Raw genomic sequence first — 17,598 nt, 5'->3', positions numbered from 1 at the left:
CTGTCCCCCCGCAGCGCGTCCGTCGCCATCGCCGTCGACCAGGTCGGCAAATCCGTGCAGGGCCCGGAGGGTGAAGTCCACATACTGGACAACATCACCCTGACCGTCCATGAAGGGACCAGCGCGGCCATCGTCGGCGCCTCCGGTTCCGGCAAGACCACCCTGCTCGGCCTGCTGGCCGGGCTGGACCTGCCCAGCCGCGGCCGCATCGCGCTGTCCGGCCAGGATCTGGGCGATCTCGATGAAGAGGCGCGTGCGCAGCTGCGCGCGCGCGAAGTCGGCTTCGTGTTCCAGAGCTTCCACCTGCTGCCGGCACTGACCGCCGCCGAGAACGTCGCACTGCCGCTGGAACTGGCCGGGCGCGAGGACCGCGTGCGGGTGGACGAGGTGCTGGCGCAGGTCGGCCTGGCCCATCGTGCCCGCCACTACCCGCGCCAGCTGTCCGGCGGCGAGCAGCAGCGCGTGGCGTTGGCACGTGCCTTCGTCACCCGCCCGCGCATCCTGTTCGCCGACGAACCGACCGGCTCGCTGGACCACGCCACCGGCCAGCACATCAGCGACCTGCTGTTCGAGCTCAATGCCGGCAGCGGCACCACCCTGGTGCTGGTCACCCACGACCTGCGCCTGGCCCAGCGCTGCCAGTACATCCACCGCATCGACGACGGCCGCCTGTTGCCGGTCGAGCGTGGGGCACAGGCATGAACGTGCTGCGCCACGCGTGGCGCGCGCTGCGCCGCGAGGCCCTGGCCGGCGACCTGCTGACCGTGTTCGCCGCGCTGGTGCTGGGCGTGGCGGTGATGACCGCGGTGGGCACGCTGGTGAACCGGGTCAACCTGGCGCTGACCGGCAGTGCAGCGGAAATGCTTGGCGGCGACCTCGGCATCGCCGGCCGCGACAACCCGCCGCAGGCATTCGCCGAAGAGGCACAGAGGCGTGGACTGGCCTACACCCGCATCGCCAGTTTCGGCAGCGTGCTGTTCAACGGCGATGCCAGCCAGATGGCCAGCATCAAGGCCGTGCAGGCGGGCTATCCGCTGCGTGGCACGCTGCGGGTACGGGCCACGCCCGGCGGTGCACTGATCGCCGATGCCGGCATGCCGCCCAAGGGCCAGGCCTACGCCGACCCACGCCTGCTGCAGGGGCTGGGGCTGAAGGCCGGCGATGACCTCGAATTCGGCGCCGGCACGCTGCGTATCGCCGGCATCATCGAAGCCGAGCCGGACAGCGGTGGCGACCTGCTGACGCTCTCGCCGACCCTGCTGGTCAATCGCGCTGATGTGGAAGGCACGGGACTGCTCGGGCCCGGCAGCCGCATCAACTACCGGCTGATGTTCGCTGGCGCGGCGGAGCCGATCGCGGCGCTGCGCCAGTGGCTGCTGCCGCAGGTGAAAGGCCTGCGCCTGCTGAGCGTGGACGACACCCAGCGTGGCGTGCGCCAAGCCTTCGACCTGGCCGGGCGCTTCCTCGGCCTGAGTGCACTGCTGGCCGTGCTGCTGGCCGGTGTGGCCACGGCGCTGGCGGCCAACCGCTTCGCACTGCGCCGCATCGACCAGGTGGCGATCCTGCGCTGCCTCGGCGCGCGCCAGCGCGACATCCTGCTGGGCCTGGCGCTGCAGCTGCTGATGCTGGCGGTACCGGCCTGTGCGCTCGGCATCGGCCTGGGCATGGCCGCGCAGGAAGGTCTGGTGCAGGTGCTGGGCAGCCTGGTACCGCAGCGGCTGCCGCTGCCGGAAGCGATGCCGGCGCTGACCGGCGCCGGCATCGGCCTGTTGCTGCTGTTCGGCTTCGGCCTGCCGCCGCTGCTGCGCCTGCGCGGGGTGCCGCCAATGCGCGTGCTCAACCGTTCCTTCGCCGCGCTGCCGCCAGCCTCGTTGCTGGCCTATGTGGCGGCGTTGGCCGCCAGCCTGCTGCTGGCGGTGCAGGTCACCGGCGACCTGAAACTGGCACTGTGGGTGCTGGGCGGCCTGGCCGCACTGGCGGTGGCAGCCGGTGGGGCCGGCTTCGTGCTGCTGCAACTGCTGCGCGGCCTGCAGCACCGCCTGCATGGCAACTGGCGGCTGGGCCTGGCCGCGCTGACCCGGCGCCGGCTGCTGGCGGTGATGCAGCTGGTCGGGCTGTCACTGTCGTTGTGCGCGCTGTTGTTGCTGGCAGTGACCGGCCCCGGCCTGCTGCAGCAGTGGCGCGAGCGCCTGCCCGCGGATACCCCCAACTACTTCCTGATCAACATCCAGCCCGAGCAGCGCGACAGCGTGCTGGCCACGCTGCGTGGACTGGGCGCCAGCGACGCCAGCATCGAACCGATGGCCACCGGCCGCCTGATCGCGATCAACGGCAAGCCGCCGCTGCGCGTGGACCGCTCGCCGGAACAGAACGGGCAGCCGGCGTCCAGCGAGGCCCAGCGCGACGACGATGACGAGAACCGGCCGTTGAACTTCAGCTGGCGCAGCACCTTCCCGCCGGCCAACACGCTGGTCAACGGCACCTTCTGGAAGGCCGACAGCACCGCGGCAGAGGCGTCGGTGGAAATCGGCTGGGCCAAGCGCTACGGCGTGTACCCGGGCGACCGCATCAGCATTGCAGTGGGCGAGCAGGAACGCGAATTCACCGTGACCAGCGTGCGCAAGGCCGACTGGAACACCTTCCGGCCGAACTTCTTCGTGCTGCTGAACCCGAATGCGGTGGGCGACACCCCGCACAACCTGTTGTCGGCGTTCCATCTGCCGGCCGGCAAGGCGGCCGGACTGGGCGAGCTGGTACGCGCGCAGCCGAACCTGTCGCTGCTGGACGTGGACGCAGTGATCTCGCAGGTGCGCGATGTGATGGAACGGGTGGCGCAGGCAGTGCAGCTGGTGATGGTGTTCAGTCTGCTGGCCGGCGTGCTGGTGCTGCTGGCCGCGCTGCAGGCCACGGCCGGCGAACGCCGCTACGACAGCGCGGTGCTGCGCACGCTGGGCGCGACCCGTCGCCAGCTGCGCGGCGCGGTGCTGGTGGAGTTCGGCGCGCTGGGCACGCTGGCGGCGTTGCTGGCGGTGGGCGCCGCCGCGGCTATCGGCGTGGCGGTCTCGCAGAAAGTGTTCGAGCTGCCGTTGCTGCCGCCGTGGCCGGGCCTGCTGATGGGCGGCGTGGCCGGCATCGGGTTGAGCCTGCTGGCCGGCTGGTGGGGCACGCGGACGATCCTGCATACGCCGCCGGCACTGGCACTGCGCGAAGCCTGACGCGGCCGTGACACGCACGGGGTGGGGCCGGCGCTATGCTGCGCGCCCCACCCCACGAGATCGCCCGGATGCCCGGCACGTCGTTCGCCGCTTACCTCTACCCGGTGTTGCTGCTGCTCGGCAGCAACATCTTCATGACCTTCGCCTGGTACGGCCACCTGAAGTACAAGAGCGCGCCGCTGATGATGGTCATCCTGGTCAGCTGGGGCATCGCCTTCTTCGAGTACTGCCTGCAGGTGCCCGGCAACCGGCTGGGCAGCGCGGTGTATTCGGCGCCGCAGCTGAAGGGCATGCAGGAGGTGATCACGCTGCTGGTGTTCGCGGTGTTCTCCGCGTTCTACCTGGGCCAGCCGCTGAAGTGGAACCACTACGCCGCGTTCGGGCTGATCGTGGTGGCGGCGTTTCTGATGTTCAAGGAATAGCAATGAGACACGGCTTCTGCCTGCGCGCGCTTCTCGTCGGCGTGCCGCTGGTGTTGGCGATGCTGCCCGCATGTGCCCGTACTGCGGTGGGCCATGTCCTGGACCCGGTGCAGGCCTTCGTGCTGGAAACGGTACTGGCCGATGAGATGCGCGCCTTCCATGAGGGCCGCCAGACCTATCTGGTTCCGGCCGATGCAGCGCACGCGGGTGGCGATGCCGAGGTGCTGGCCGACCTGCGCGCGGAGTTCGACCGGTTCTACCAGGGGCAACCAACGCCGAGAAAGGAAGTGGCGCACATGGCGATCCTGGTCGCGCAGACCGCGCTGCTGCTGCCCGACCCGCAGGCGTGCAGCACGGACCGCGTGCGCTGCAGCGACGCCATCATGGGCGTCCGTACGCGCGATGACGAGGCGAGCCTGCAGGCCACGCTGCGTACGTTCCAGAACGCCGGGCTGGACCTCACCACGCTGGGTGGACCGGCGTCCTGAGTGCGAGGCAAAGGTCAGTAGATCCACGCCATGCGTGGATGCGGTGCCGGGCAAACCCGGCACCCACCGGCGCCGTGGCGATCAGCCTTCCTTCGGCGCCTTCTCAACGTACTTGGCGAACACCTCGTCGATCTGCTTGTCCTTCACCTTCTTGCCGGACTGGATCTCTTCAGCCTGGGTGAACAGCGGGATGATCATCGCCATGCCGTCGAGCTTGGTCTTCAGGTGCACGCCCGGGGCCTGGCCGAGGAAGCCGTCCCAGCGCTGGCGCACCTTGGCCCAGTAACCGGCGGTGGCCTTCCAGTAGTCGCGGGCCGGAGTGAAGTCGATCTCGGTGGTCTTCACGTAGTCGTTGAAGCCGAACTCGCGGGCGATCTCCACCTGGCTGCCGTCGGCGTTACGCTGCACCTTGGTGTTGAACTGCTCGTGGGTCCAGCCATTGGGCGTGAGCGTGTGGCGGTTGACCACGGCCAACGCGTTGTAGTCGCTGCGCTTGGTGTATTCACGACGCGGCAATGGGCGCCAGCTGAGGTCGCTGGTCCAGGTCGGCACGTTGTTGGTGTAGGTCCAGGTGCCGGTGCCGCAGTAGCGCGGTGCATCGCTCACTTCGTACACGCACTGGGTCCAGGCGCCCTTGTTCACGGCTGCCGGGATGCTGCGCACCTGCCAGGTCTGGTCGGCACTGAACTCGAAGCGGTTCGGCGCTTCGTAGACCCAGTCCTGGCGCCAGTGCTTGGTGATGTGGCCGCTCTTCTCGTCCAGCAGCAGGTGCTGCAGCACGATGCGCCTGGGGGTGTCCTCGACCACGATGACCAGCTCGTTGCCGCCGCTGCGCATCGCCGGCGCACGCTCGTAGCCGGGCTTGAGCAGCACGGTCTCGTCGAAGGCGAAATCGACGGTGTACTCGCCCTGCATGGCGAGGATGCTGTCGTGGTCGCGGGCGATGTCGGAGGGCTGCGCGCTGGCCACGCCGCTGGCGGCGAGCAGCAGCATGACGCTGGCTGTCTGGAACTTCATCGGGGTCTTCCTTCGGGGTTGCAGATGTAGTGAGAGGCCGTCCGTGGCCGACAGGCGTTCCATCAGGAAAGGGTCACAGCCGGATCAGCGGCAGGTCGCCGGGAACCCGCGGCGCCGGGCGACGCGCGGCGTCGGCGCAGCAGCAGTCGTCGATGGCCAGCTCGCCCTCGGCGCCTTCCAGCCGCGCGATGCGACGCGCAGTGGCTGCGCCCAGCGAGGACAACGTCGACAGGCTCGCAGCGAGGGTGCGGCCATCGTCGGCGGCATGCAGGCGCAGCGTGCACAGGCGCCAGCGCTGGCCGCCGAGGTGCCCGGCCAGGCGCCGCCACAGGCGTTCGCCGACACTGCCATCGCTGTCATGTTCCGGGCCCGGCGGCAACGCCGCGACCAGCCGGTCCCAGGCCAGGAAATCGCTGTCGGGCAGCAGGTACAGGCGCCACACACAACGGCCGCGGGCATCAAGGAAACACAGGCTTTCGCGCACGCCCTCGCTGTCCACGCCCTGGCAGGCATGCACGCGTACTGCCTGGCGCCAGCCACCGAGCTCGTTGCCGTCGGCGCGGTACAGGCACAACACGGTGCCGAGCGTGGCCAGCTGTGCCGGCGTCGGCCAGGCCGCGCTGCCCTGCGCGGCGATGGCGTCGTTCCTGCGTGCGGACAAGGCTCGGCTCATGAGGTCACCAGGAAACGGCAAGGCTTGCGGAGAGGGTGCGGCCCGGGCTGGTATAGCGGTCCAGCACGCGGCTGGTTGGCGACAGCGTCGAACCCACGTTGGACCAGTCGATGTAGCGCTTGTCGCCCAGGTTGAACACGCCGACGTTGAAGGTCGCGCCCGGGGCGAAGTTCCAGTGCGCCATCAGGTCGGCCACGCCGTAGCCGGCCGGACGGTACACCGTGGCCGCGGTGACGCGGTCCTTGCGCTTGACGAAGGTACCGGCCAGTTCGACGCCCCAGGTATCGGTGTCGTACATCAGGCCGACGGTGCCACGCAGCGGGTCGACCGAATCCAGCGGCGTGTCTTCGGTCTTGTTGTCGCCGCGCGACCACGCCACCGAACTGCGCAGCGCCCAACCTTGCAGCGCCGGGCTGATCTGGCCGAAGTCGACGCCGGCCTTCATCTCGGCACCGTAGATGCGCGCATCGGCGATGTTGCGCGACTGGAACACCATCAGGCCCTGTGCGTTGGTACCGACCAGCGACTGCGACTCGATGAAGTCCTTGTACTCGTTGTAGTAGCCGCTGAGGCTGACGTAGGCCGCCGGCGACAGGAAGCGCAGGCCCAGTTCCATGCCGTCACTGGTTTCCGGCTTCAGGTCCGGATTGGGAATGGCGGTGTAACCGAAGGCGAAGTTGGTGAAGCCCAGGTTGACGTCGTTGTACGGCGGCGAGCGGAAGCCATGCGAGTAGCCCGCGAACAGCGACCATTCGTCGGTGAATCGATAGACCATGCCCAGCTTCGGCGACACGCTGGTCTTGGTCAGCTTGGCCACCGCAACACCGGGATTATCTTCGGCAAAGATGCTGTCCACCTCCGGCTTCAGTTCGTAGCGGTCCACGCGCACGCCCGGCACCAGCGACAGCTTGCCGTTGGCCATGCGCATTTCATCCTGTGCGTACAGGCCCAGCTCGGTGGTCTTGCTGATCGGGAAATCGCGGACCGGGAAGGCGTCGGGCAGGATGGTGGTGCTGGTCTGGCCATTGGCCAGCACCTGGTAGCCGTCGCGCTTCTGGCGGATCTCGGTGCGCGCGCCCTCGAAGCCGTAGGTCAGCGCGTGTTCGACGCTGCCGGTACTGAACGCTTTGTTGAACTGCGCCTGCAGGCCGTACACGCGCTGGTCGAAGTTGAACTCGCGGTGGCGGCGACTGCGGTTGGCGCGGTCCTCATCGGTGATCTGGGTGGTTTCACTGTGCTGGGTATACAGCTGCCAATGCAGGCTGTCGGCGAAGCCCTTGTCCAGCGCATCCATTTCATGGGCGAACGACACGCGGATGCGGTTCTGCGTGTCGCGCGCCTTCATGCCGGTGGTGGTGGTGCGGTCGATCGAGGACAGCACGTTGGTATCGGTGTTGTCTTCGTTGCCTTCCACGGTCAGCCGGAAGCGCTGGTCCTCGCTGGGTGCATAGACCAGCTTGGCCAGGCCACTGCGGCCATCGCGGTCCTGCGGGTTGGGCGCGGTGCGGGTGTTGTCGAGGCTGCGCACGTCGCCCTTGTTGTCGGTTTCCTGGCCCTGGCGATGGTTGATGTTGACCATGCCACTCCAGTGTTCGCCGCCGAACGCGCTGGTCACGCCACCGAGCAGGCCCTTCCACTCACCGTCGTAGCCGAACTTCAGGCCGACGTAGCTGTCCTTGCCATCCTTCAGGTAATCGGCCGGATCCTTGGTGACGAAGGCGACCACACCACCGAGCGCATCGGACCCGTACAGCGAGCTGGCCGGGCCGCGCACGATCTCCACGCGCTTGAGCGTGTCCAGATCGGTGAAGTTGCGGTTGGCGTTGGAGAACGAGCCGATGTTGAAGCTGGTCGGCATGGCGATGCCATCGGTCTGCACACGCACGCGGTTGCCGTCCAGGCCACGGATGCGGATGCTGCCGAGGCCGAAGCGCGCGGCGCTGCGGCTGACCGACAGGCCCGGCTCGTAGCGCAGCAGATCCTTGATGTCCTGCACCAGGTGCCGGTCCATCTGCTCGCGGTCGATGACGTCCACGGTGGCCGCCACATCGCTCACCGCCCGCTCGGTACGGGTGGCAGTGACCTGCACGCGGTCGAATTCGCGCGCGTCGGGTGCGGCGGTGGCCGCGGCAGCAGCGTGGGCGGACAGCGGCAGGGCCATCCAGACGGCAAGGCAAAGGGCGGTTTGGCGGGTCATCGGGTTCGTTCGGTCAGGCAGGGGAACCCCCGGTTACCGGCACACCCGGAGGGTGTACGCGGTAGACCGAGGGGGAGAGAGCGGGAGCGGACGGGTCGCCCACCCTGTCGGCGCAGCCGGCAGGAGGGAGGGGGGCGGGCGACCAGGCCGCGATTACTTGGTCAGGATCAGCTTGTCGTTGCTGGTGTGCGGCAGGCGGTAGAAGCGGTCGCCGTGCTGGATCAGGATTTCACGACGGCCCTTGAGCAGGGCTTCGCTGTCGATGACCTCTTCCGGCGGAACGACACGGACCGGACGATCGCGGAGGGTCAGCGTTTCGGGGCGCAGCAGTACAGGTTGAGCATTCATGAGCATCTGGACTCGTGCGAGGGACGAGTTAAATGATAATGATTCTCAGTTGACAATCAACAACCATTCTCAATTTCATTGATGAGATTAATGATCGAATCCGCGAATTCGATAGATATCATCAATCAAATGGTGGGCACGGTGCCTTTGTAGCGCCGAGCACGGCTCGACGCTACAAAGGGTTGTCAGGCGAAGACGGCTTCGACCTGCGTCCAGCCGGCGGCGTCGACCTGCTCCAGCACGTCCAGCGCCTGCAGGTTCTGCAGCAACTGGCTGACCCGACTGGCGCCCAGGATCACGCTGGAGACGTTCGGGTTGCGCAGGCACCAGGCGATGGCCAGCGTGGCCGGGGGGTACCCCAGTGCGCGCGCCAGTTCGCTGAAACGGCGCACTCGGGCCAGGCGGGCCTCGGTGTCGTCACCCAGCACCAGCGCCTGCAGCCATTCCATGCCCTCGCGGCCCAGCCGCGCGTCGGCCGGAATGCCCTGGTCGTACTTGCCGCTCAGCAGGCCCGAGGCCAGCGGCGAGAAGATGGTGGTGCCCAGGCCGGCACCGGCATACAGCGGCGCGTACTCGACCTCGACCCGTTCGCGGTGCAGCAGGTTGTACTGCGGCTGTTCCATCGACGGGCCCTGCAGGTTGCGCGCCTCGGCGATGTCCAGCGCCTGCTGGATCTGCACCGCCGACCACTCCGAGGTCCCCCAGTAGAGGATCTTGCCCTGCCGCACCAGGGTATCCATGGCATGCACGGTCTCGGCGATCGGCGCGTCCGGATCCGGGCGATGGCAGTAATAAAGGTCCAGGTAATCCACCCGCAGGCGCTTGAGCGCAGCGTGGCAGGCGTCGGTCACATGCTTGCGCGACAGGCCGCGCTGGGTCGGCCGCGGGTCCTTGGCGCTGCCGAAGAACACCTTGCTGGAGACGCAGATGCCATCGCGCGGCAGGCGTAGGTCGGCGATCACATCGCCCATCACCTGTTCGGCGCGGCCGTTGGCATAGCCCTCGGCGTTGTCGAAGAAGTTGACGCCATGGTCCCAGGCGGCAGCCACCAGGTTGCGGGCCTCGTCGCGCGGGATCTGGTCACCGAAGGTCACCCAGGCGCCGAAGGACAGGGCGGAAATCGGCAGGCCGGTGGAGCCCAGGCGACGGTATTGCATGCAAATCTCCTGCTGCGGGCCCGCATCCGGGCCGGGATCGAGCCCCATTCTACCTGCCGCCGCCGGCCGCAAGCCCTTGCCGTTGCTGGCCTGATCGGTACCGATGGGTGCGCGCACGCTGCTTTTTCTTGCCCCGGCCCCTGCCCTGCACTAGGCTTCCCGTTTTTCGCGACGCCCCAGGGGAGTCACTCACATGGTCGAAGGTTTGGGCAGGATCGGCTTCGGCCTGTTCGGGTTGGCGGTGCTGATCGGCATCACCTGGTTGTTTTCCAACAACAAGCGCGCGGTTGACTGGAAGCTGGTTGCCACCGGTATCACCCTGCAGATCGCGTTCGCGGCGCTGGTGATCCTGGTGCCGGGCGGCCGCGACGTGTTCGATGCGCTGGGCAAGGGCTTCGTCAAGGTTCTCAGCTTCGTCAACGAAGGTTCGGGCTTCATCTTCGGCTCGTTGATGGACACCAAGAACTACGGCTTCATCTTCGCCTTCCAGGTGCTGCCGACCATCATCTTCTTCTCGGCGCTGATGGGAGTGATGTACCACCTCAACGTCATGCAGGCGATCGTGCGCGTGATGGCATGGTCGATCACCAAGGTGATGCGCGTGTCCGGCGCGGAAACCACCAGCGTCTGCGCCAGCGTCTTCATCGGCCAGACCGAGGCGCCGCTGACCGTGCGCCCGTACATCGCCAAGATGACCCAGTCCGAGCTGCTGACCATGATGATCGGCGGCATGGCCCACATCGCCGGCGGCGTGCTGGCGGCCTACGTGGGCATGCTCGGCGGTGGCGACCCGGCGCAGCAGGCCTTCTACGCCAAGCACCTGCTGGCGGCGAGCATCATGGCCGCACCGGCCACCCTGGTCGTGGCCAAGCTGCTGATTCCGGAAACCGGCACCCCGCTGACCCGCGGCACGGTGAAGATGGAAGTGGAGAAGACCTCCAGCAACATCATCGACGCGGCCGCCGCCGGTGCCGGTGACGGCCTGAAGCTGGCGCTGAACATCGGCGCGATGCTGCTGGCCTTCATCGCCCTGATCGCGCTGCTGAACGCACCGCTGACCTGGATCGGCGATGTGACCGGCCTGGCCGCCGCCATTGGCAAGCCGACCAACCTGTCGACCATCTTCGGTTACGTGCTGGCCCCGATCGCCTGGGTGATCGGCACCCCGTGGGCTGATGCCACCACCGTCGGTTCGCTGATCGGCCAGAAGGTCGTGATCAACGAGTTCGTGGCCTACACCGAGCTGTCGCAGATCGTGAACGGCCAGGTGGCCGGCGTGAGCCTGTCCGAAGAGGGTCGCCTGATCGCCACCTACGCGCTGTGCGGCTTTGCCAACTTCAGCTCGATCGCGATCCAGATCGGCGGCATCGGCGGCCTGGCGCCGGAACGTCGCCACGATCTGGCCAAGTTCGGCCTGCGCGCGGTGCTGGGCGGTACCATTGCCACCTTCATGACGGCGACCATCGCCGGCGTGCTGACGCACTTCAGTTGAACCCTTGGTTGAGAAAAGATTCCCTATGAGCAGCAGTGTCGTTGTCGTCGGTTCCTTCAATGTCGATCACGTGTGGCGGTGCGAGTCGCTGCCGGCACCGGGTGCGACCATTGCCGGCCGCTACAGCACCGGCCCCGGTGGCAAGGGCTTCAACCAGGCCGTGGCCGCCTGCCGCGCCGGCGCCGACACCCACTTCGTGTGCGCGTTGGGCGATGACGCCGGTGGCGCCACCGCGCGCGAACTGGCCGCACAGGATGGCTTCGCGCTGATCGCCGAGGCCAGCAGCGAGCCGACCGGCACCGCAGGCATCTACGTCGATGCCCGTGGCCGCAACACCATCGTGATCGGCCCGGGCGCCAATGCCGCGCTGAGCACCGACTTCCTGCAACAGCAGCAGGCCCTGCTGACGGCCGCCAAGGTGGTGCTGGTGCAGCTGGAATCGCCGGTACCGACCATCGAAGCGGCGCTGGCCACGGCCCGCGAAGCCGGTGTCACCACGGTGCTCAACACCGCACCGGCCGACGCACCCTCGACCATCGGCCTGCTCAAGCTGGCCGATGTGATCACCCCGAACGAGACCGAGTTCGCCGCCCTGCTCGGCCGCCATGTCGGCGAGCGCGTGGAAGCCAACGACGTCGCCGCGCTGGATGGCGCCAGCCTGCACGCGCTGTGCCGCAAGCTGGTCGGCAACGGTACCGTGGTGGTGACCCTGGGTTCGGTGGGCGTGTTCGTGTCGCATGCCGACGAGAACCTGCGCGGCGATACCCAGCCGTACTACCGCGTGGGTGCCGAACAGGTGCAGGCGATCGACACCACCGGTGCCGGTGATGCCTTCAACGGTGCGCTGGCCGCATCGCTGGCACAGGTGGCCGACGCCCCGTTCGCCCGCCACGTGCGCTTCGCCAACCAGTTCGCCGGCCGTTCGACCGAGAAGGAAGGCGCCGCTGCGGCAATGCCGCGCTTCACCCCGGCCGATTCCGAAGCAAAGTAGATTCACGCCATGCGTGGATGAGAGGGCCCGGATGTGCAGGCACCCGGGCCTTTCTTTTGGCCAGTTCCCAGCGGCTGCGACTGCCGGTCGCATTGCCCATACCCTGCCCCTCGCCCACCATCCGCGCAGCTTCCTTGCACGGGCAGGACATGGACGGATTCCCCTGGTTGCTGGTCGCGGCCGCCGGCAGTGCCATCGCGGCCCTGCTGCATATCGGCTGCATCGCTTTTGGTGCCCCCTGGTACGGGTACTTCGGTGCCGGCCCGCGCATGGTCCAGCTGGCACAGGCCGGGCATTGGTGGCCGCCGCTGATGACCGCCGGCATCACGGCCGTGCTGGTGGCCTGGACCCTGTATGCACTGGCCGCCGCGGGTTGGCATTCACCGCTGCCGGCCAGCCGCCTGGTCCTGCCCGCCATCGCTGCCTTGCTGCTGCTGCGCGCGGCAATGGGCTTCGGCCTGGCGCTGTTCCGCCCCGGCTACAACGGCGTACGCTTCTGGGCGGCCAGTTCGCTGGTCTGCCTGGGCCTGGGGCTGGCCTTCGCCGTGGGGACCCGCCAGGCCTGGCAGAGCCTGGGGTAGCCGCCCACCATCGCCCGCCCCTGGGGGCGGCGGAAGCAACCGTCAAGCATCTGCTGATGCCGGTACGGCATGAGGTCGGTGCCGATCGGCCTGAACCGGACCGTGCCCGACACGGCCGTACCGCCGCCCGCGCCCTACAATGGGCGCATGCAGATCGGCCCGTACACCATTGCCCCCAACGTCGTGCTGGCGCCCATGGCCGGCGTCACCGACAAGCCCTTCCGCCTGCTGTGCAAACGGCTGGGTGCGGGACTGGCCGCCTCGGAAATGACCATCAGCGACCCGCGCTTCTGGAACACGCGCAAGTCGATCCATCGCATGGACCATGAGGGCGAACCGGCACCGATCAGCGTGCAGATCGCCGGCACCGAGCCGCAGCAGCTGGCGGAGGCCGCGCGCTACAACGTGGACCACGGCGCGCAGATCATCGACATCAACATGGGCTGCCCGGCCAAGAAGGTGTGCAACGCCTGGGCCGGCTCGGCACTGATGCGCGACGAACAGCTGGTGGCGCGCATCCTCGAAGCCGTGGTCAACGCGGTGGACGTGCCGGTCACGCTGAAGATCCGCACCGGTTGGGATTGCGACCACCGCAATGGCCCGGTGATCGCCCGCATCGCCGAGGCCAGCGGCATCGCTGCGCTGGCCGTGCATGGGCGCACCCGCGACCAGCATTACACCGGCCAGGCCGAGTACGGCACCATCGGCGAGATCAAGGCGGCGCTGCGCATCCCGGTGATCGCCAACGGTGACATCGACTCGCCGCAGAAGGCCGCGTACGTCCTGAAGGAAACCGGCGTGGATGCAGTGATGATCGGTCGCTCCGCGCAGGGCCGGCCGTGGATCTTCCGCGAGGTGGCGCACTACCTGGCCACCGGCGAGGAACTGCCGCCGCCGTCGCTGGCGGAAGTGCGCGACATCCTGCTTGGCCACCTGCATGCGCTGCATGCGTTCTATGGCGAGCCGCAGGGGGTGCGCATCGCGCGCAAGCACCTGGGCTGGTACGCCAAGGACCGGCCGGAGAACGCGGCCTTCCGCGCAGTGGTCAATCGCGCCGAAGACCCGCAGAGCCAGATCGCACTGACCACCGAGTACTTCGACCGCCTGATCGCCTGGGAACCGGCGTTGCCCTCTGCTGCCTGAGCGTACTGCCACGCCATCGAGTCGAGCCTGCTCGATTCCTCAAACCGTAGCGTCGAGCTTGCTCGACTGATTTCCCGGAGCCGTCGAGCACGCTCGACGCTACAAGAGCCCGCCCCCATGACCCCGCCGATCTCCTCCCCAACCTACCTGCACGGATTCTCCGGCACCGAACAGCAGCGCCTGATGACCCAGGCCCGGCTGCTGGAATCGAGCATCTTCGGCCAGATCGACTACAGCGGCGCGCGGCGCCTGCTGGAAGTCGGCAGCGGCGTCGGCGCGCAGACCGAGATCCTGCTGCGCCGCTTCCCGGAGCTGCACGTCACCGGCGTGGACCTGAGCGAAACGCAGCTGGCCACCGCGCGCGAGAACCTGGCACGCACGCCGTGGTGCAGCGACCGCTACACCCTGCAGCAGGCCGACGCCGGTGAGCTGCCGTTCGAAGCGCGCAGCTTCGACGCGGCGTTCCTGTGCTGGGTGCTGGAGCACGTCCCCTCCCCTGCCCGGGTGCTGAGCGAAGTGCGCCGCGTGCTGGCACCGGGTTCGCCGGTCTACATCACCGAGGTGATGAATGCCTCGTTCCTGCTCGACCCGTATTCGCCGCATATCTGGCGCTACTGGATGGCCTTCAACGATTTCCAGTACGACCACGGGGGCGACCCGTTCGTCGGCGCAAAGCTGGGCAACCTGCTGCTGGCCGGCGGCTTCCGCGACGTGCATACCGAGATCAAGACCATCCACCTGGACAACCGCGAACCAGCCCGTCGCAAGACGATGATCGCGTTCTGGGAGCAGCTGCTGCTGTCGGCGGCCGACCAGCTGCTGCAGGCCGGCTCGGTGGACGAGGAAACCGTGGAAGGCATGCGCCGCGAGTTCCGCCTGGTGCAGAACGACCCGAACGCGGTGTTCTTCTATTCGTTCGTGCAGGGCCGCGCCACGGTGTATTGAGCCGTACGGTGTTGATTCGGTAGAGCCACGCCATTCGTGGCTGCTTTCGCCAATGTCCCCGCCATCCCTGCATGGCGTGGATCTACGGGTGCGACACTGCGCTGCCGATGGAGGCAGTAGAGCCACGCCATGCGTGGCTGCCTTCGCCGATGCCCACGCCATCCACGCATGGCGTGGATCTACGGGTGCGACACTGCGCTGCCGATGGAGGCAGTAGCGCCACGCCATGCGTGGCTGCCTTCGCCGATGCCTACGCCATCCACGCATGGCGTGGATCTACGGGTGCGACACTGCACTGCCGATGGAGGCAGTAGCGCCACGCCATGCGTGGCTGCCTTTGATCTGGCCCCCCGTCCGCGGACGCCAAGAGGCGATACTTTGATCGCACTTGGAGGTCCCCTTATGTCCCGTATCACCCGTCGTAGCTACACCGATGAGTTCAAGCACCAAGCCGTGGAGTTGGCCGAGTCGCTCGGGCCTGCCGCAGCGGCCCGTCAGCTGGAGATGTCGGTCAAGACGCTGGCAAATTGGATTGACGCGGTCCGTGCTGGCCGGTCGTTGACCTCTGAGGCCCGCAGGCCGGCCACTGACCTGGAAAGCGAGATCAGCCGCCTTCGGGCCGAGAACGCCAATCTGAAGATGGAGCGGGAAATCCTAAAAAAAGCGGCGGCGTTCTTTGCCAGAGAGTCCAAGTGAGGTACGCCTTCGTCGCCAGTCAAAGGACTCGCTACCCGACCAGGTTGCTGTGTCGGCTTTTTGGGGTTTCTGTCTCTGGATTCCATGACTACCTGCGCCGCCAGTGTGCCCAAACGTGCGATGTCGATTCGGCCCTCCGTACCGAGCTTCGGGCCATCCATGTGGCCAGCAAACGCAGTTATGGGCGGCGTCGGCTGGTCAGGGCCTTACGAGCCAGGAATCATCCAGTTGGCCACAAGCGCGTGGCACGGTTAATGGCCGAGGAGCGAATCCAGGGCAAGACCAAAGGCCGATTCCGGCCCAAATCCTCCGGCGGCTCATCTCAGCTCGCCCCCAACCTGCTGGATCGGCAATTTGCCCCCGGAACCGGACCGACGGCGTGGGTCGGAGATATCACGTATGTCCCCACCCGCCAGGGATGGCTGCATCTGGCCGTGGTCATCAGCGTCCAGACCCGGCAGGTGCTGGGCTACAGCGTTTCCAGGCGCCTGACTGAAGAACTGGTAGTGAAAGCATTCGCCAATGCCTGGGCTCTGCATCCACAACGACCTGGCCTGATCTTCCATTCCGATCGTGGCGGGCAGTACTGGGGGAACGAGTTTCGCCAGCTGCTGCAGTCCCATGACGTGGTCCAAAGCATGAGCCGGCCTGGCAATTGCTGGGACAACGCCGTGGTCGAGAGCTTCTTTGCGACGCTCAAGACAGAAGAGGCTGCCGAGCCTTACGCCAGTAAGGAACAAGCCAGCCAGTCCATCGCTGCTTACATCCACGGCTTCTACAATCCAGCCCGGCTACACTCGGCGCTGGGCTACCACTCGCCTAACAACTACGCCCGGCAGCTCCGGGCTGCCGCCTGAAACGGCTTCATGGCGTCCGTTTTCAGGGGGCCAGATCACTTCGCCGATGCCTACGCCATCCACGCATGGCGTGGATCTACGGGTGCGACACTGCGCTACCGTTGGAGGCAGTAGAGCCACGCCATGCGTGGCTGCCTTCGCCGATGCCCACGCCATCCACGCATGGCGTGGATCTACGGGTGCGACACTGCGCTACCGTTGGAGGCAGTAGAGCCACGCCATGCGTGGCTGCCTTCGCCGATGCCTACGCCATCCACGCATGGCGTGGATCTACGGGTGCGCGGCACCCGTCGCGGAGGCTGCCGGCTCCTGCCAGATCCGCTGCCACATCGCGGCCAACCGGCGACCGGCGTCAGCGCGGGCGGCAGGACTGCTGTAATCCACCCGCACCTGCTCGGGCGTGATCGCCCGCCACTGCCCATCAGCCTGTTCGGCCACGACGAAATTGAAGGTGTAGTCCGGTTCCAGGCCCATGCGCAGGTCACTCAGCACCAACCGGCCGTCAACCACCTGCGCACGCATGAAGCCGCGGTTGAACCACTGCAGCTGCTGCACCGCCGGGATGGCCGTCGCTTCGCGCAAGGCCTGCACGTTGGACGCATGGCCTTCGAACCGCATCGGCCCGTGGTCGGCCACCAGCGAGCGGTCGCCCACCACGTAGCCGCTGGGCGTCATCGCCACCACCCGCCACAGCAGGGTGTTGAACGGCATCGGCACCGAGAAGCGCGGCGCATCACCCAGGCCCATCGCGGCCAGGCCCTGCTGCGCGGCACGGTCGACCTGCGCCTTGGCGATCAGCCCCCAACCCAGATAGCCACTGCTGAGCAGCAGGGCCATGCCCAGCACCTTACCCGCCCAGGGCCGGGCGCGACCGAACCAGGCCAGCACGCAGCCCAGCAACAGCCACACCGTGTAACCCGGGTCGATGATGAAGACACTGGAACCCATGGTCGGGTGTGGGCGCAGCGGCCACCACAACTGCGTGCCATACACAGTGAACGCATCCAGCACGGGATGGGTGACCAGTGCCAACTGGATCGCCCAGAACCAGCGCACCGGTGACTGCGCGACGCGGCCATTGCCGAAGCGCTTGAACAACCACCAGATCAATGTCGCCACCCACGGCAGTACCAGCAGCGAGTGACTGAAACTGCGGTGCTCGATCATGTTCGCCACCGGGTCGGCGGCGGTGAAGCCGAGCCACAGGGCGTCGAGGTCCGGCAGGGTGCCAAGCGCGGCACCGGCCAGCAGGGCCGCACGGCGATGGCCGGGCGGGGCGATGGCAGCGGCGACGGCGCCACCGAGCACGATCTGGGTCAGGGAATCCATTGGCCGATGCTAGCGGCTTGCGGGCACGCCGTCTCGATGGCACACCT

General features: G+C 67.5%; 17 protein-coding genes. 11 read left to right on the top strand and 6 right to left on the bottom strand.

The window, feature by feature from the left end; translation table 11 throughout:
* Positions 1–54 precede the first annotated feature (54 nt).
* The 4 genes from ACUZUJ_RS03495 to ACUZUJ_RS03480 all read left to right on the top strand — a co-directional run bounded on the left by ACUZUJ_RS03495 (position 55) and on the right by ACUZUJ_RS03480 (position 4,125).
* Positions 55–702, top strand: coding sequence for an ABC transporter ATP-binding protein (locus ACUZUJ_RS03495; RefSeq protein WP_049444409.1), 648 nt, complete (start codon positions 55–57; stop codon positions 700–702).
* A complete protein-coding gene (locus tag ACUZUJ_RS03490) occupies positions 699–3,215 on the top strand; it encodes an ABC transporter permease (protein ID WP_510468066.1) in 2,517 nt (838 codons plus the stop codon). Before ACUZUJ_RS03495 ends, ACUZUJ_RS03490 begins: the two co-directional genes overlap by 4 nt.
* Positions 3,216–3,283: 68 nt before the next feature.
* Complete coding sequence (locus tag ACUZUJ_RS03485) at positions 3,284–3,637, top strand: DMT family protein (protein ID WP_049444405.1); 354 nt, start codon at positions 3,284–3,286, stop codon at positions 3,635–3,637.
* 2 nt (positions 3,638–3,639) lie between these two features.
* Positions 3,640–4,125, top strand: a complete 486-nt coding sequence (locus tag ACUZUJ_RS03480; protein WP_458220780.1) for a hypothetical protein — start codon at positions 3,640–3,642, stop codon at positions 4,123–4,125.
* Positions 4,126–4,206: 81 nt separating this feature from the next.
* Here the strand turns inward: ACUZUJ_RS03480 and ACUZUJ_RS03475 are convergent, their stop codons facing one another.
* The 5 genes from ACUZUJ_RS03475 to ACUZUJ_RS03455 form a co-directional block, all read right to left on the bottom strand.
* The gene (locus ACUZUJ_RS03475; RefSeq protein ID WP_049444401.1) at positions 4,207–5,142 is read right to left on the bottom strand and encodes a DUF6607 family protein; all 936 of its coding nucleotides are present in this window, start codon (positions 5,140–5,142) and stop codon (positions 4,207–4,209) included.
* 73 nt (positions 5,143–5,215) lie between these two features.
* Complete coding sequence (locus tag ACUZUJ_RS03470; protein ID WP_049444399.1) at positions 5,216–5,815, bottom strand: Hemin transport protein; 600 nt, start codon at positions 5,813–5,815, stop codon at positions 5,216–5,218.
* Between the two features lie 4 nt (positions 5,816–5,819).
* Complete coding sequence (locus tag ACUZUJ_RS03465; protein ID WP_458220779.1) at positions 5,820–8,012, bottom strand: TonB-dependent hemoglobin/transferrin/lactoferrin family receptor; 2,193 nt, start codon at positions 8,010–8,012, stop codon at positions 5,820–5,822.
* A 153-nt stretch (positions 8,013–8,165) separates the two neighbouring features.
* Entirely contained in the window at positions 8,166–8,360 is a 195-nt protein-coding gene (gene hemP, locus ACUZUJ_RS03460; RefSeq protein ID WP_458220778.1) for a hemin uptake protein HemP, read from the bottom strand.
* Between the two features lie 185 nt (positions 8,361–8,545).
* A complete protein-coding gene (locus ACUZUJ_RS03455) occupies positions 8,546–9,517 on the bottom strand; it encodes an aldo/keto reductase (protein WP_458220777.1) in 972 nt (323 codons plus the stop codon).
* Between the two features lie 193 nt (positions 9,518–9,710).
* Here ACUZUJ_RS03455 and ACUZUJ_RS03450 point away from each other — a divergent pair, with 193 nt between their 5' ends.
* From ACUZUJ_RS03450 to ACUZUJ_RS03420, 7 genes are all read left to right on the top strand, one after another.
* Entirely contained in the window at positions 9,711–11,009 is a 1,299-nt protein-coding gene (locus ACUZUJ_RS03450) for a NupC/NupG family nucleoside CNT transporter (protein WP_049444396.1), read from the top strand.
* 25 nt (positions 11,010–11,034) lie between these two features.
* Positions 11,035–12,000, top strand: a complete 966-nt coding sequence (locus tag ACUZUJ_RS03445) for a ribokinase (RefSeq protein WP_014036012.1) — start codon at positions 11,035–11,037, stop codon at positions 11,998–12,000.
* 149 nt (positions 12,001–12,149) lie between these two features.
* Positions 12,150–12,581 carry a hypothetical protein gene (locus tag ACUZUJ_RS03440; protein ID WP_049444394.1) on the top strand — a complete coding sequence of 144 codons (432 nt, stop codon included), beginning with the start codon at positions 12,150–12,152 and terminating at the stop codon, positions 12,579–12,581.
* Between the two features lie 147 nt (positions 12,582–12,728).
* The gene (dusB, locus tag ACUZUJ_RS03435; protein ID WP_458220776.1) at positions 12,729–13,724 is read left to right on the top strand and encodes a tRNA dihydrouridine synthase DusB; all 996 of its coding nucleotides are present in this window, start codon (positions 12,729–12,731) and stop codon (positions 13,722–13,724) included.
* A 117-nt stretch (positions 13,725–13,841) separates the two neighbouring features.
* Positions 13,842–14,669, top strand: a complete 828-nt coding sequence (locus ACUZUJ_RS03430; RefSeq protein ID WP_005408109.1) for a class I SAM-dependent methyltransferase — start codon at positions 13,842–13,844, stop codon at positions 14,667–14,669.
* 402 nt (positions 14,670–15,071) lie between these two features.
* Positions 15,072–15,365: a transposase gene (locus tag ACUZUJ_RS03425; RefSeq protein WP_087921478.1), complete on the top strand. Its 294-nt coding sequence runs from the start codon at positions 15,072–15,074 to the stop codon at positions 15,363–15,365.
* Positions 15,362–16,222 (top strand): IS3 family transposase, encoded by an 861-nt coding sequence (locus ACUZUJ_RS03420; protein WP_101764920.1) that lies wholly within the window; start codon positions 15,362–15,364, stop codon positions 16,220–16,222. Before ACUZUJ_RS03425 ends, ACUZUJ_RS03420 begins: the two co-directional genes overlap by 4 nt.
* Before the next feature lie 270 nt (positions 16,223–16,492).
* On the opposite strand, the gene ACUZUJ_RS03415 is transcribed toward ACUZUJ_RS03420, so the two are convergent.
* A complete protein-coding gene (locus ACUZUJ_RS03415) occupies positions 16,493–17,551 on the bottom strand; it encodes a metal-dependent hydrolase (RefSeq protein WP_458220775.1) in 1,059 nt (352 codons plus the stop codon).
* Positions 17,552–17,598: the final 47 nt, after the last annotated feature.

This window comes from Stenotrophomonas sp. S4 (assembly GCF_054187805.2).
The sequence above is the reverse complement of the archived record's forward strand: the minus strand, read 5'-3'. Positions and strand labels throughout refer to the sequence as shown.